The organism is Shewanella sp. ANA-3 (assembly GCF_000203935.1).
Classification (GTDB): Bacteria; Pseudomonadota; Gammaproteobacteria; order Enterobacterales; family Shewanellaceae; genus Shewanella.
Genome location: NC_008577.1, coordinates 4,142,441 through 4,156,607, shown reverse-complemented (window position 1 = coordinate 4,156,607; position 14,167 = coordinate 4,142,441). Strand labels below are relative to the sequence as shown.

The 14,167-nt window shown below is 50.0% G+C and carries 9 protein-coding genes; 4 read left to right on the top strand and 5 right to left on the bottom strand.

Going from position 1 to position 14,167, the window contains the following annotated elements:
- Positions 1-174: 174 nt before the first annotated feature.
- From aguA to SHEWANA3_RS18120, 3 genes are all read left to right on the top strand, one after another.
- Positions 175-1,287 (top strand): agmatine deiminase, encoded by a 1,113-nt coding sequence (gene aguA, locus SHEWANA3_RS18130; RefSeq protein WP_011718257.1) that lies wholly within the window; start codon positions 175-177, stop codon positions 1,285-1,287.
- A 77-nt stretch (positions 1,288-1,364) separates the two neighbouring features.
- A complete protein-coding gene (locus SHEWANA3_RS18125; protein ID WP_011718256.1) occupies positions 1,365-3,071 on the top strand; it encodes an amidase in 1,707 nt (568 codons plus the stop codon).
- Between the two features lie 126 nt (positions 3,072-3,197).
- Positions 3,198-3,653, top strand: a complete 456-nt coding sequence (locus SHEWANA3_RS18120) for a hypothetical protein (RefSeq protein WP_011718255.1) — start codon at positions 3,198-3,200, stop codon at positions 3,651-3,653.
- A gap of 117 nt (positions 3,654-3,770) precedes the next feature.
- On the opposite strand, the gene SHEWANA3_RS18115 is transcribed toward SHEWANA3_RS18120, so the two are convergent.
- Both SHEWANA3_RS18115 and SHEWANA3_RS18110 read right to left on the bottom strand, forming a co-directional pair.
- Positions 3,771-4,760, bottom strand: coding sequence for an alpha/beta hydrolase (locus tag SHEWANA3_RS18115; RefSeq protein ID WP_011718254.1), 990 nt, complete (start codon positions 4,758-4,760; stop codon positions 3,771-3,773).
- Between the two features lie 2 nt (positions 4,761-4,762).
- Complete coding sequence (locus SHEWANA3_RS18110) at positions 4,763-5,938, bottom strand: MFS transporter (RefSeq protein ID WP_011718253.1); 1,176 nt, start codon at positions 5,936-5,938, stop codon at positions 4,763-4,765.
- Between the two features lie 157 nt (positions 5,939-6,095).
- On the opposite strand from SHEWANA3_RS18110, the gene SHEWANA3_RS18105 reads away from it, so the two are divergent.
- Positions 6,096-9,611 carry a PAS domain-containing hybrid sensor histidine kinase/response regulator gene (locus SHEWANA3_RS18105; RefSeq protein ID WP_041412786.1) on the top strand — a complete coding sequence of 1,172 codons (3,516 nt, stop codon included), beginning with the start codon at positions 6,096-6,098 and terminating at the stop codon, positions 9,609-9,611.
- Between the two features lie 101 nt (positions 9,612-9,712).
- Here SHEWANA3_RS18105 and SHEWANA3_RS18100 read toward each other — a convergent pair whose 3' ends face one another.
- From SHEWANA3_RS18100 to SHEWANA3_RS18090, 3 genes are all read right to left on the bottom strand, one after another.
- The gene (locus SHEWANA3_RS18100; RefSeq protein ID WP_011718251.1) at positions 9,713-10,384 is read right to left on the bottom strand and encodes a response regulator transcription factor; all 672 of its coding nucleotides are present in this window, start codon (positions 10,382-10,384) and stop codon (positions 9,713-9,715) included.
- Positions 10,385-10,514: 130 nt separating this feature from the next.
- On the bottom strand, positions 10,515-12,791 hold the full coding sequence (locus tag SHEWANA3_RS18095) for a TonB-dependent receptor (protein ID WP_011718250.1): 2,277 nt from the start codon (positions 12,789-12,791) through the stop codon (positions 10,515-10,517).
- Between the two features lie 192 nt (positions 12,792-12,983).
- The gene (locus SHEWANA3_RS18090) at positions 12,984-13,910 is read right to left on the bottom strand and encodes a PHB depolymerase family esterase (RefSeq protein WP_011718249.1); all 927 of its coding nucleotides are present in this window, start codon (positions 13,908-13,910) and stop codon (positions 12,984-12,986) included.
- Positions 13,911-14,167: the final 257 nt, after the last annotated feature.

Sequence of the window (14,167 nt, the reverse complement as noted above, 5' to 3'; positions counted from 1 at the left end):
TTTTATGAGGTGAAAACTCACCTAGTGAAGACGTGGCAATTTTGACCTAACGCGCCGCGTGATGAATGCGGTTATTCGATTTATTTATTTGATTATGTTAGGTGTATTTCTATTCTGTCGTCCTAAATGGGGCGTACACCCTTATAGATTTGAGCATTACTGGAGACAAAACTCATGACAAACGCGAATGTGGATGCCACGCAGTTAACGACTAAGCCATCAGAAGATGGTTTTTATATGCCCGCCGAATGGGCGGCGCAGCAAGCCGTATGGATGATTTGGCCATATCGTCCTGATAACTGGCGCTCTGCAGGTGCTTATGCTCAAGCGACCTTTGCTAAGGTGGCCGATGCCATTGGTGGGGCAACTCCCGTTTATATGGGTGTACCTCAGGCCTTTTTAGCAGAAGCTCAAACAGTGATGCCTTCCCACGTGACTCTAGTCGAAATTGACAGTAACGACTGCTGGGCTCGCGACACTGGACCTACTGTGGTGGTGAATGCCGAGGGCGAATGCCGTGGTGTGGATTGGGGCTTCAATGCTTGGGGTGGTCACAATGGCGGTCTGTATTTCCCATGGGATAAGGACGAACAGGTTGCCGCACAAATGCTCAAGCAACATGGTTTTGCTCGTTATAGTGCACCGCTGATCCTCGAAGGTGGTTCTATCCATGTCGATGGTGAAGGCACCTGTATGACCACGGCCGAATGTTTACTGAATGCCAACCGTAACCCAGACCTGACGAAAGAACAGATCGAAGCCTTACTGCGTGACTATTTGAATGTTAAACAGTTTATCTGGTTGGAAGAGGGCGTTTATATGGACGAAACCGACGGCCATATCGACAACATGTGCTGTTTCGCGCGCCCAGGTGAAGTGATCCTGCACTGGACCGACGATGAAACCGATCCACAATACCCACGCTCAAAAGCCGCGCTGGACGTGTTGCAAAACACGGTTGACGCCCAAGGGCGCAAGTTAAAAATCCACCTGTTGCCACAACCGGGGCCGCTGTATTGCACCGAAGAAGAATCAAAAGGCGTGACAGAAGGCACTGGCGTACCGCGCACTGCGGGCGAGCGTTTGGCTGGCTCTTATGTGAACTTTTTAATCACTAACGACCGTATCGTCTTCCCACTGCTTGACCCTGCCACCGACGATATCGCTGCGCAAAAACTGCAGGAAATTTTCCCTGAGCACAAGATTGTGGGTGTGCCCGCGCGGGAGATTTTATTAGGTGGCGGCAATATCCACTGTATTACCCAGCAGATCCCTTCTGGAAAGTAAATACACCAAGGAGAACAGTATGACGCTTGATGTCACTGTTATTGCACCACAATTGGCTTTCTGCGGGAGGGCGTAAGATGTTTGAAGTGACTGAAGTTTCCATTGCCGAGCTGCGTGAAGCGCTCGAATCCGGCCGCAGGACTGCGGTTGAGTTGGTGAAATCCTATTTGGCTCGAGTGGCGGCTTACGATGGCCCAGCCACTGAGACTAAGCTGAATGCGTTAGTGGTGCACAATCCCGATGCGCTGAAAGAAGCCGAGGCTTCCGATGCGCGCCGTGCCCGTGGCGAAACCTTAAGCCCGCTCGATGGTATTCCTTACACCGCTAAGGACAGCTATTTAGTGAAGGGATTGACGGCGGCGTCTGGCAGCCCAGCATTTAAAGATTTAGTGGCCCAGTACGATGCCTTTGCCGTCGAGCGCCTACGCGCCGCGGGTGCTATTTGCTTAGGCAAAACCAATATGCCACCGATGGCGAATGGCGGCATGCAGCGTGGTCACTATGGCCGCGCCGAAAGCCCTTACAATGCGAACTATCTGACGGCGCCCTTTGCTTCGGGTTCATCCAACGGAGCGGGCACAGGTACCGCGGCAAGCTACTCGGCGTTCGGTCTTGCCGAAGAGACTTGGTCGAGTGGTCGTGGCCCTGCGTCTAACAACGGTTTGTGTGCCTATACGCCGTCTCGCGGCGTGATTTCGGTGCGTGGCAACTGGCCATTAACCCCAACCATGGATGTGGTCGTGCCTTATACCCGCACTATGGCGGATATGCTCGAAGTGCTGGATGTGATTGTGGCCGATGACCCTATCACCCGTGGCGACCTCTGGCGCCTGCAACCTTGGGTTCAAATCCCTAAAGCGTCTAGCGTTCGCCCCGAATCCTATCTGGCACTCGCCGCCAGCGCTGACACCCTTAAGGGGAAGCGTTTTGGCGTACCGCGCATGTACATCAACAAAGATGAACTAGCTGGTACCAGCGAAAACCCAGGTATCGGTGGGCCAACGGGACAACGCATCCATACTCGCCAATCGGTTATCGATTTGTGGGAAGCGGCGCGTAAAGCCCTAGAAGCTGCTGGTGCGGAAGTGATTGAAGTCGATTTTCCGCTGGTGTCTAACTGCGAAGGCGACCGCCCCGGCGCGCCGACCGTGTTTAACCGTGGCATAGTGACGCCCCAATTCCTCCATGATGAATTATGGGAGCTTTCGGGTTGGGCGTTTGATGAATTCCTGCGGGCGAACAACGACCCTAAACTCAACAAGCTTGAAGATGTGGTGGGACATTTGATATTCCCCCATGACCTCGGCACCTTGCCAAACCGTGAGGGTGATTTAGCCGCGGGCATGGAAGAGTATGTCAACATGGCCAAACGCGGCCTGAAATCCTATGACCAGATAGACAGTATTCCCGATGGTCTGCGTGGTTTAGAAAAGACCCGTAAACTGGATCTCGAAGACTGGATGGACGGACTTAAACTGGATGCCGTGCTGTTCCCGACCGTGGCCGATGTCGGCCCCGCTGATGCCCATGTGAATCCGGCCTCAGCCGATATCGCTTGGAGTAACGGGGTTTGGGTGGCCAACGGCAACCTTGCGATTCGCCATTTAGGCGTGCCGACTGTGACTGTGCCTATGGGCGTGATGGCCGATATTGGCATGCCAGTAGGATTAACCTTCGCGGGCCGTGCTTACGATGATAACAATCTGCTGAAGTTTGCCGGCGCGTTCGAGTCGACGGGCAATAAGCGTATGGTTCCGCCGCGTACACCGCCGCTGAGTCAATAAGCTTTAAGCCGTAAGACTGAGAAATACAAAACGGGATGGGTAAAAATACCCATCCCGTTTTTTTCGCGTTAATCTCTCATACGTTATTTATCAAACCTATTCCAGCGTTAGGATTCTACTTTTACCATGTACCGCACTATCGAACTCATGCCTCTTGGTGTACTCAGAGCTAAAGGAAGGTCCAAAGTTTGGCAAACCTCATTGTCGATTCCCTACCTCGGGGGAGACTTTCAACTGGTTATTCATGGTGATGTTAATGGGCCTTCGGCCAGTCAACGCATGGCCCTCACATTACTTACCTCGCCAAGCGAGACGTTGCGCGATGAAATAGCAACTAAAGTGGTCGAGTTTATTCATGCTTGTAATATCGTGCCTGTTGAGTTCAAGGTTGAGGTTGCCACTGTATGGTCATTGCTCACACCTGAGCTGATTGAGGTTCACACTAGTCACGAGTACGCCTATGGTGAGGGTGAATTGGGAACTAATGCTATATCAATTGGTTACCTTACACCTTGGACGAATGAACAATTAATCCAAGTGCCATTCTTAAATGGAAAAATTGGCGTGATTTATAGCGAGTAATTTGGGGGGCAGTAGTATTTTTTAATGATGTCCTCCCGCTAATTGCTACTTAAAAAATAAGCACCTACAAACATATCTTGGGTGTAGGTGCTTTGAGGGAGAGTTTGAATGGGCCAGCTAGCGAGAGGTCGCGGTTATGGGCTCAGCTAAAAACGCGGCAATCATGCGGTAGGTCGCAAGGCATTCTTCTGTAACCAAATCCTGCAGCAGCATATAGGCGTGGATCATGTCTTCAAATTGATGGTGTTGCACCTGCACGCCAGCTGCTGTTAAGGCGTTGGCATAGGCAATGCCTTCATCTCGCAGTGGGTCACAGCCCGCGGTAAATATCAAGGTGCTGGGCAGTTTGGCGTTGAACTCGCCATGTAAGGGGGAAGCTTGTTTGACTCGCTCGGCATCCTTAGCCACTTCCTGAAAATATTGCTCGAAGTACCATTGCACCCTCGGGGTTTCGAGCAAGAAACCCGCACCATTACTCTGATAGGAAGCGCTCGCCATAGTGTAATCCACGCTGGGATACACCAAGATCTGTTTGGCGATGTTAAGTGTGCTGTCGCTGAGGCTGCGTTGGCTAAGGCTAGTGCATAGCGCGCCACCGGCACTGTCACCCATAATGCTGACACCTTGTTGGTATTGCACCTCAGTCAGCACGCTTTGATAGTGGCGCAGGGCGTATTCGCAGTCTTCAAGTCCCGCCGGATAGGGATGTTCGGGCGCGAGGCGATACTCAACACTGATCACCACACATTGAGCGATACTGGCAAGGTGACGACAGATAGGGTCGTATAGCTCCACACTGCCGCACATATGGCCGCCGCCGTGAAAATGTAATACCACGGGCAGCGCTTTGTTGGGCGCAGGGCTATAAACTCGGCAACCAATTTCCCTGTCGCCATGCTGCGCATCCTTAACTTGCCATGCCTTATCGGCGATATAACTCACCTCAGGCTTAGCACTCATCAGGGCAGCGAGTTTGTTCAAGTTTTCCCGCAGCAGCTGTGGGCTGTATTGAATATTTTGCTGTTTCGCGAGGGCGATATTCTGGTTCGCTAACTCAAGAAAATCCGTCAGCTTTGCTGAAGCGGTACCGCGTGGGGAAACTTGCATGCTTACTCCTTAGCTTGTCCGGTTTCGGGGAGAAAATAGCTGCCGACAAACACTGTGGCGCTTAATAGGGTGATCAGCACAAACGAGGCGAAGTAACTGCCTTGGTTGATATCCACGAGCTTGCCAAACAGCCATAGCACTAAGGTCGAAATCAGATAGCTGATTGACCAAAACAGGCTAAAAATCACTGTGATTTTTTGACTGGTCATCTTAGGTAGCTCGTGGGGAATCGAGACTAAAGCGGTGACAGGTAAAAAGATGCAAAAGCCTAAGACGATAGCGCACAGGGTTTGCAGCCAAGGCGCCGTGCCAAAGGAGAGCCCTAACACGGTCAAGAAAATAAGCAGGCCGCTGAGGCGAATAATCGGCAGGCGCAGGGGCTGTTTACGGCTGTAGAGTATCCCCGCTATGGTGCCGACAATCCCAAAACCAATCACCCACTTACTCTGGCTGATGCCCGCCTGCGGATAAAAGGTGAATAGGCAAATATAAAAGGATAATAATCCCGAGTAGGTGAGGGCATAGGCCCAGTTAAAGCCGTCTTTTAAGCCATCGAGATAGGAGTATGAGTGGGTGTTATCTTGTTGTGCATTGGCTTGATGGCTAGGGGCTTGTTCAAACTTCACCAATAACCACAGTAGCGCCAGTACCAGACTGGCCAGGGAAAACACCAACAGGCTTTGTTGCCAACCGCCGCTGATGGCGTTGATGCTCGGCATACCCCAAAGCACGATAGCCGTGCCCACATTAAAGGCCACCGCGTTTAATCCATTGATCACTGGGCGTTCTTCGGGGGCGAACCAGTGCATCACAATCGGGTTGAAATAGACAATCATAAAGGCGCCGCCCAGCCCCATTAAAAAGCGGCTCACCAGCAGTAACTCATAGTTTGGAGCGAAGGGTGTCATGATGCCTGTGACTATCAATAACGCCGCGACTAAAAACGCATACTTCACCCCAAATTTGAGGGTGAGATAGGCCGCAGCAAAGGTGCCGACAATTTTGGCTAAGGTGACAGCGCCGCTCAATAAACTGGCGGAGGCATAACTCTCGATATGCATCGAGGCCATGATGTTATTCATACTCGCGGTGCCGCCAACCCATGCCATTGCAAATAAGACGTAACTGGTAAAAACCAAGCCTTCTACGAGATATTTATGGGTAATTTTTATCGGCATAGTTGTTTAAAACCTCGAGTCAATATTGGCCGTAGGTTAGCCGATGGGGGGGGATAAATAAGTACTACCTTAGTGCACCGTGCTGTTATCAAGTGTTTAACAATTTGTTTGTCTAGTGTAGTTTGGCTGGGTGTATACAGGTTGATTGGGGAATATCTTGCTGGCGTGGTTGTCTGTTGATACTTGGTGGATCAGCGTTATATCGATTGCCTATTTGGCTGTGCTGTTTATTGTCGCCCAATGGGGGCAAAATCAGGCGATAGATCAATGGCGTAAACGGCCTTGGGTGTACAGTTTATCCTTGGGGGTGTGTTGTACTTCTTGGGCGTTTTACGGCACGGTTGGGCAAGCGGCGACCACGGGCGCTTGGTTAGCGCCCATCTACATAGGTTCGATAATCTGCCTAGTGCTGGCGTGGCCTATGTTGATGCGCACATTGCAGATCATCAAAAGCCAAAACCTGACCTCGATTGCTGACTTTATCGCCTGCCGCTTCGACCGCTCGCCTAAAATTGCCGCCAGCGTTGCCATGGTGTCCCTCTTTGGCACTATTCCCTATATCGCGCTGCAACTGAGGGCGATAAGCACCAGCTTCGACCTCTTAACTGGTACTTTTCAATCTGGGATCAGCACGGCGTTTATCGTTACTATCGTGTTGATTATCTTTAGTATCTTATTCGGTACTCGGCAGCTTTCGGCCAGTAAACAAAACCAAGGCTTGGTATTAGCGATTGCCTTTAGCTCAATTGTAAAGCTGTTTGCGCTCACCACGGTTGGGTTGTTCGCGACTTTCTATGTGTTTGATGGTTTTAGTGATTTGCTCGCTCGAGGTCAACATTTACCGCCGAGTTCTGAGGGGAATTCACTCTATTTTGTGCTGTCACAAATTCTGCTTGGCGCCATTACCATCTATGCGCTGCCACAGGAATTCCACATGATGATGATTGAAAATCATCATGCCAAAGAGTTAAAAGCCGCCCGTTGGATGGTGCCACTCTATCTGCTGCTGATTAATGCCTTTGTGTTACCTATCGCACTTGCGGGGCAGATTAGCTTCCCCGGCGGCAGTGTCGATGCCGACACCTACGTGCTAACCTTACCACTCTTCTATCAGCAAGCTTGGCTTGGGATCTTGGTGTATATTGGCGGCCTTGCGGCGGCAACGGCCATGGTCATTGTGGCGGCGATTGTACTGAGCACCATGATTTCGACCGAGATTTTAACTCCATTGCTGCTGAGATTACCGAAATTTAGCTCGCAGCAGACGCCGCAGCTTGCGGGGATATTGCTCAATTTACGGCGGATATCGATAGCGGCGATTCTGCTATCGGCCTTTGCCTTCGAGCGTTATATCGATCAGCAGAATCACTTGGCCAGTATTGGCTTATTATCCTTTGTGCTGTTGTCGCAGTTTTTTCCCGCCGCCGTGGGCGCGCTCTATTGGCGCCGCGCTACCACCCAAGGTGCCTTTTGGGGCATGTTGATGGGCAGTTTAGTCTGGCTCTATACCTTGCTGCTGCCCGCGACCTTTCCCGATGCACTCTGGGTCACCCAAGGCTTGTTGAATATTCCATGGTTAACTCCAACCGCGCTATTTGGCCTGACGGGGCTGGATAATATCAGCCACGGCCTACTGTATAGTTTGCTCGCGAACGTCGGTTGTTTTGTGCTGATTTCGTTGCTGAAAGAGCAGAGTGTGGGGGAAGTGCTTCAAGCCGATGTGTTTGTTAACCGCAAACAGGTGGCGCTGGAAAGGCACCTCTCGGTTGAGGATCTGGCGAGCCTACTACACCGCTTTATCAATAAGGAAGAAGCCGATGCCCTGCAGGCTAGGGCGAAAGTACTTGGTTCGGAATTGCAATTAGCCACACGGCGCGAGGAGCTGGTGGATTACACCCGCCTTAAGCTGTCGGGAGTGCTAGGGTCTGCCTCGACGCGGATGGTGATGAATGCCGCCTCACGCTCCCAGCAAGTGCCGCTGGAGGATGTGGTCAGCATAGTCGATGAGGCCAACCAGATCTTCGAGTTTAACCGCGAGCTGCTGCAATCAGGGGTCGAAAACATCGAGCAGGGGATCAGCGTAGTCGATGCCGATATGCGCCTAGTTGCATGGAACAAACGCTATATTGAATTGCTTGATTATCCTAAAGATTACGTCAAAGCAGGCATACCGATAGAGACGCTGCTGAGGTTTAATATCGAGCGCGGCATTATTGTGGGCGATGAGGCCCATGAGCTGGTTGAAAAACGCCTCGCCCATATGCGTAGCGGCAGCCCACACCATTTCCAGCGCACTATGCTCGATGGCAAGGTACTGGAGATCCGTGGTCAAGCCATGCCGGGTGGCGGCTTTGTCAGTACCTTTACCGACATTACCGCCCATATTCAGGCCGAAAAAGCCCTGCAACTGGCTAACGAAACCCTCGAAAAGCGGGTCGAAAGCCGCACAAGGGAACTCGCGAAAGCCAAGGCCGAAGCCGAGGCGGCCAATAGCAGTAAGACACGTTTTTTAGCGGCGGCGAGCCACGATTTAATGCAGCCCTTTAACGCGCTCACCCTGTTTACCGAGATGCTCAAACAGCGGGTGACGTCGACCGAACTCAAGGATCTTGCCACCCATATTGAAGCCTCCTTAAATGTGGTGGAGAGCCTGTTATCCGATCTGGTGGAAATCTCCCGCCTCGATAGCAGCAGCCTTAAAACCGAGCAGAGCCAGTTTGCGCTCAATGATTTACTCTCAACCTTAGTGAATGAGTTTAAAGTGCTTTCTGCCGAGCAGGGCATCGATTTTTCCTATCAGCTTTCCTCCTGTCTAGTGCAAAGCGACCAACGTTTGCTGCGACGGATTATTCAAAACTTCCTCTCCAATGCGTTCCATTATTCCCCGGCTGGCGCGGTGAATCGGCAAACGCCGCTGTCGCTCAATGCCAGCGCGGCTCTGCCTAAGCTATCACAAGCCGATTTTGTGCCTAAGGTGTTGCTGGGTGTGAGGCGACTCGAACACAGCCTGCTCATTCAAGTGTGGGACAATGGCCCGGGCATTCCTCAAGATAAACAGCAGGCGATTTTCGGCGAGTTTGAGCGCCTCGAACAAACGCGGGAGATCCCAGGGCTTGGGCTGGGACTGGCGATTTGCGATCGCATCGCTAAGTTACTCGGGCTTAAGATTGCGTTGCACTCAGAGGTGGGTAAGGGCACCTGTTTTAGCGTTGAAGTGCCGCGCGTATTCGCCCAGGCTAAACCCAGTAATCCCAGTAATGTGGTTAAGCTACGCAGCGAAGAGGAAGGCGCAAACGATAGCTTTAATATCAGCGTGTTAGTCATAGATAACGATGAGTTAATGCTAAAGGCCATCTCCTCATTACTGTTAGGCTGGGGCTGCCATGTACTCACTGCACGGGATAAAGCCAGTGCCGAGCAGCAACTGACGCAGCAGGTGTTGCCGAAGCTTATCATTGCCGATTACCACTTGGATGATGACCAAAACGGTGTCGATCTGGTGCAAAGCTTGCTCACCCATCCTGTGTTTAGCAGTCAGCGTCCGACCTGCATTATCTGCTCGGCAGATCCGTCTGAATCCGTGCGACAACATACCAGCAGTGCACAGTTCAGTTTTGTGCGTAAACCCGTTAAAGCCACCGCCTTAAAACGATTGATTAAGCAATTGTCTTAACTCGGCACTCTCGTGCTTTCGGATTGGTAAATGCTGATAAAAAAAACAGTGGCTTAGTTCCACTGTTTTTCTTTAGGTTTGAATTCTGGAGCCTAGGTTAGTTAGGCGCTGATCGGCGGTTTATCGTTGCTGGTTATCATCAATTGTTGAAAGACTAAGCCCGCTTGAGTGCGGTTGTAGACTTCGAGTTTAACCAGTATCGCCGATACGTGTTTTTTTACCGTGGTCTCTTTAATATCAAGATCATAGGCGATCTGCTTGTTTAAGCGTCCATTGGCAATGCTGGCCAGCACTGTGTACTGCTGCGGGGTTAATTGTGCCAGTTGCTTCGCTAAACGTTGATGCTCGGCAGCGGTTTGCTGATCGACATTGATATCCGTGTGTTCCGGTAGCCAGACTTCCCCTTCGAGCACTGTGGCAATCGCGGTGGAGATCTGGGTTAAGCTGGCGGATTTGGGGATAAACGCACTGGCGCCAAAGTTAATGGCCTTACGGATAATCTCGGGCTGATCATCGGAGGACACCATGATCACCGCGATATCGGGAAAATGATTCTGTAGTAGGGTTAAGCCGGTAAAGCCCTCATTGCCGGGCATATGTAAATCGAGAAAGATAAGTTCAATATCAGGATTATTCTCAACGAGCGTAATTAATTCTTGAAAGTTTTCCGCTTCCAATACTTCCGCCGTATTCACATTCTTGAGAACAGCTTGTGTTAAGGCTGTACGAAATAATGGATGATCATCAGCAATGGCGACTTTTATCTGAGACATAATCCGTTCCCTTTATTTTTTAACCCAGTTTAATCCTATTGGAAATTAATGCTAGATAATATTTAAAGCCGTTAAATTAATAACCGACTCATGGGAGTCGGTTATTATTATTTGTCAATAACATTATATTCTAGAAATTATAGCCAACGGTGAGAGAGATAGTCTCTGGATCGCCATAATAACCAATTAATGTATTGTCACCGCCTAAACCTGGAATATATCCGCCATTACCATCTGGGGTGACGAAGGCGTAGTTACCGACCAGATATTCTTCGTTAGTGACGTTTTTCCAATGCAGACCCGCTTGCCAGTGACCGTCGTTGCTATACCAGTTCAAGCCGAGGTTTAGCAGGCCATAACCGTCTTGGCTCAGCAGGTTATTTACTACGGCTAAGTCGTAGTCGCTGCGATAGTAGTAGTTACCGTTGGCCACAAAGCTGCCGATATCCGTGTCGATATTGTAGCTAAATCCAACGTTTGCCGTGGTATCTGGGGTGTTGGTGATAGTGTAAGTGTCGCTGATATCGATGCGGTTTCCATCGCTATCGTAGGAGATTACTTCCTCGAAGCTGGCATCGATTAAGCCCAGAGTCGCGAACAGATTTAATGACTCAGTCGCGGCGTATTCCACTTCGAGTTCTAGACCCGTGGCGGTCGATTTACCAATGTTGCCTAGACGTTGGTTAAGATCGGACGCGTTTTCACCGGGTAATACGGTCACGAACTGTCTGTCTTTATGGTCTAAGTAGAAGGCGGTTGCGTTAACTCGCAGCCTGTCAAACCATTCACTCTTCATACCCAGCTCATAGGAATCAACGACTTCTGGGTCTACTGCGGGTTCTGGACCCGTTGCCCTTGGGTTAAAGGTGCCCGACTTGAAGCCCTGTGAATAGCTGGTAAAGAGCATCATATCGTCGCTGAGTTGGTACTCTAAACCTAAGCGTGGATTGAGTTTCGACCAGGTTTCTTCATCATCTAACACCTTAGGAATACTGGCGTTGATGGCATCTTCATCGCGAACATATCCTGGGATCCAGCCAGTTTCGGGATAAAGCGTCGTAAACATGATGCCGTTATAGACAGTGGCATCCTTCGTTTCGCGGGTATAACGCAAACCTGCGGTCATCGACAATTTATCAGTGATGTCGTAAGAGCCCTGAGCGTAGGCGGCATAGCTTTCACTGTTGTTGCAACCACGAACTTCACGAGTGAGACCACCGTAGGCTTTGTAATATTCATACAGGATGGAATCGAACATCCCGCAGGAATCGCCTTTAAAGTAATAAAGGCCTGAGACGAGTTTCAAGTTATCGCCGTCGTAGTTAGCTTGGAATTCCTGACTAAATTGTTCGTCATCGTAGATGGCTGGAACGTCCAAAATACGCAGGCTGGTGTTGTCAAAGTCGATGTTGGTGGGCGAATAGCTCTCGCGGGATGAGGTCACGGATTTCAGTGTCCAATCATCGTTCAAGCCGTATTCAATGGTCAGCCCCCAACCTTCGGTTTCCACTTTGTTCCAGGTTGGCATACTGGTGTAAGAGTCGTATTTGCTGTCTGGTACAGGGGCATCGGTCAGGACACTGGGGAGCATGCGGTAGCCCCCCTTTGAATTCGACTCATCTGTGGTTTTGTCGTAGTTGAGGCGCATAAACAGATCGTCGGTTGGCGTGTATTCTAAGCTCACACGCCCTGCCATAACATCTTTGTTATAGTTTTCAGTGTCTTGGTCTGGTAATGCTGAGGTGATGAAATCACCATAACCATCGCGATTTAAGCTTGCGAAGGCGCCACCAATATACAGCTTGTTATCAATTAAAGGTAATTGACCTGCTATCTTGTAGTCTTGCTGGTTGTAGCTGCCGATGGTGGCATTGAGGTTTAACTCAGCGTCACCGCTCATCTTCTTGGTCACGTATTTGACCGCGCCGCCGATGGTATTTTTACCATAGAGGGTGCCCTGTGGGCCACGCAGTACTTCGATACGTTGCACATCGAGGATATCGAGCACCGCGCCCTGTGGGCGGGCGATATACACATCGTCGATATAGATACCGACGCCGGGCTCATAGCCCCAGAGCGGATCTTCCTGGCCGACACCGCGAATAAAGGCCGTGAGGGTAGAGTTAGTGCCGCGACTGGATTGCAGCGTAGTGTTGGGTGAAAATTGCTGGATTTCAGTCATCACACTGATGCCATTTTCCGCCAAATCGTCAGCACTGACCGAGGTCACTGCAACTGGTACGTTTTGCAGGCTCTCAATGGACTTACGAGCGGTGACTTCAATGCGTTCTAAGGTAGCTTGCTTCTCCCCGGTGCTATTTTCATCCTCGGCAACAGCATATTGTGCTGCCAATGCAGATGAGATAGCTAAAGCAATGCAACTCATTTTGATAGTATTCTGTTTCATACAGATTTCCCGTTGTAGTATTTATTTTTTAAAGGTTGGTACTTACTACTATTTTTCTGATTCACATTGACTCTATAGTAATTATTTAAAATTTAAATCGGTACTATAGTAGTATGTGTTTTTAACTCATTGTTTTTATTTTTATACCGATACGTTGAATATCGATACTCAAGGTTTATTTATTATTAAACCCTATATTCCCCAAAGATTGATTATTTCTGACATGCTGCTGATAGGTGCTTTTAGTAAAAAGTCTCCCGTGTTCCCGCCATTTTTAATATCTGGATTAACGGCAATGCCATGGCCCATATTATTTATTTCGACTAACGAAATAAGGTTATTGCCACTCGTATCGGACCAAGTGCTAACACTATAGTCGGCATATTGTTCGACTCTTGGTGTTTTATTCGCTTGGGTCAGTGCGACCCACTGGGCTGAGAGTTGTTTGGCATTTTCAGGATTCACCACCACATCATTTTGCCCTGTCCACACGGTTAAGGCGGGCCAGTGTTGTTGGTTCGGATGCACCTGTTTGGCAAAACTCACTAATTCTTCAACAGACTCTGCTGGGCCCTTTTTCATGCAGGAAATGGCTTTGGTCAGGTTGTCAGCGCAGGGGTAAGGCAGGCCTGCGATCACCGCGCCTGAGGTGAATAAATCGGGATAGTTAACCAGTGCGGCGCTGGCCATAGCGCCACCGGCGGATAGGCCAATCACATACACGCGTTTTGCGCCGGATTGGGATTGGGCTTTGGCTATCATGTTTTTCAGCGATAGCATCTCGCCGCTATCCACCTGAGTATCCTGCGCTGAAAACCAGTTATAACAACGCTTTACATTGTTATCAAAACTCTGCTGTGGCACCAGTAAGCTAAACTTTTTCTCTTGGGCGAGGGCGGTTAAACCGCTATTGTTGGCCAGTTCCACGCCATCCTGCACACAGCCGTGCAGTAGCACTACTAGCGCATCTTGGCCTGGACCTTCGGGCGATAAATAGGAGGCGGTTAACTCACCGGGATTGGCGCCAAATTCGCTAAATGCCTGATACTCACTCTGGGCATAGGCGGGGGTGAATAACAGTGCGCTGAGGCAAGTGGCAATGAGTGTCAATTTGCGCATAGGAGTGCTTCCAAGTTCATGATAGTGAGAACTTGCTGAATTTTGCGGCGCCTGACAATGGCACTTTAGTTCCAGAGCTTGATGCTGCCCTGCGTTCATTAGCCTGTTATGGCGGATACCAATAAGGTTGAGGCAATAACCCATCGCAAACGAATCAGGACTCGTTTGTGGGAATTGTTACGGCCGTGATCTCTGTTTCAAACTTCTACACAGATATTTGCAAATCTTTACCTGATATCGACATTTCCTTCGTCTAC

Coding starts and splice junctions, on each gene's coding strand:
- aguA (WP_011718257.1), top strand. CDS start 175: ATGACAAACGCGAATGTGGATGCCACGCAGTTAACGACTAAGCCATCA.
- SHEWANA3_RS18125 (WP_011718256.1), top strand. CDS start 1,365: ATGTTTGAAGTGACTGAAGTTTCCATTGCCGAGCTGCGTGAAGCGCTC.
- SHEWANA3_RS18120 (WP_011718255.1), top strand. CDS start 3,198: ATGTACCGCACTATCGAACTCATGCCTCTTGGTGTACTCAGAGCTAAA.
- SHEWANA3_RS18115 (WP_011718254.1), bottom strand. CDS start 4,760: ATGCAAGTTTCCCCACGCGGTACCGCTTCAGCAAAGCTGACGGATTTT.
- SHEWANA3_RS18110 (WP_011718253.1), bottom strand. CDS start 5,938: ATGCCGATAAAAATTACCCATAAATATCTCGTAGAAGGCTTGGTTTTT.
- SHEWANA3_RS18100 (WP_011718251.1), bottom strand. CDS start 10,384: ATGTCTCAGATAAAAGTCGCCATTGCTGATGATCATCCATTATTTCGT.
- SHEWANA3_RS18095 (WP_011718250.1), bottom strand. CDS start 12,791: ATGAAACAGAATACTATCAAAATGAGTTGCATTGCTTTAGCTATCTCA.
- SHEWANA3_RS18090 (WP_011718249.1), bottom strand. CDS start 13,910: ATGCGCAAATTGACACTCATTGCCACTTGCCTCAGCGCACTGTTATTC.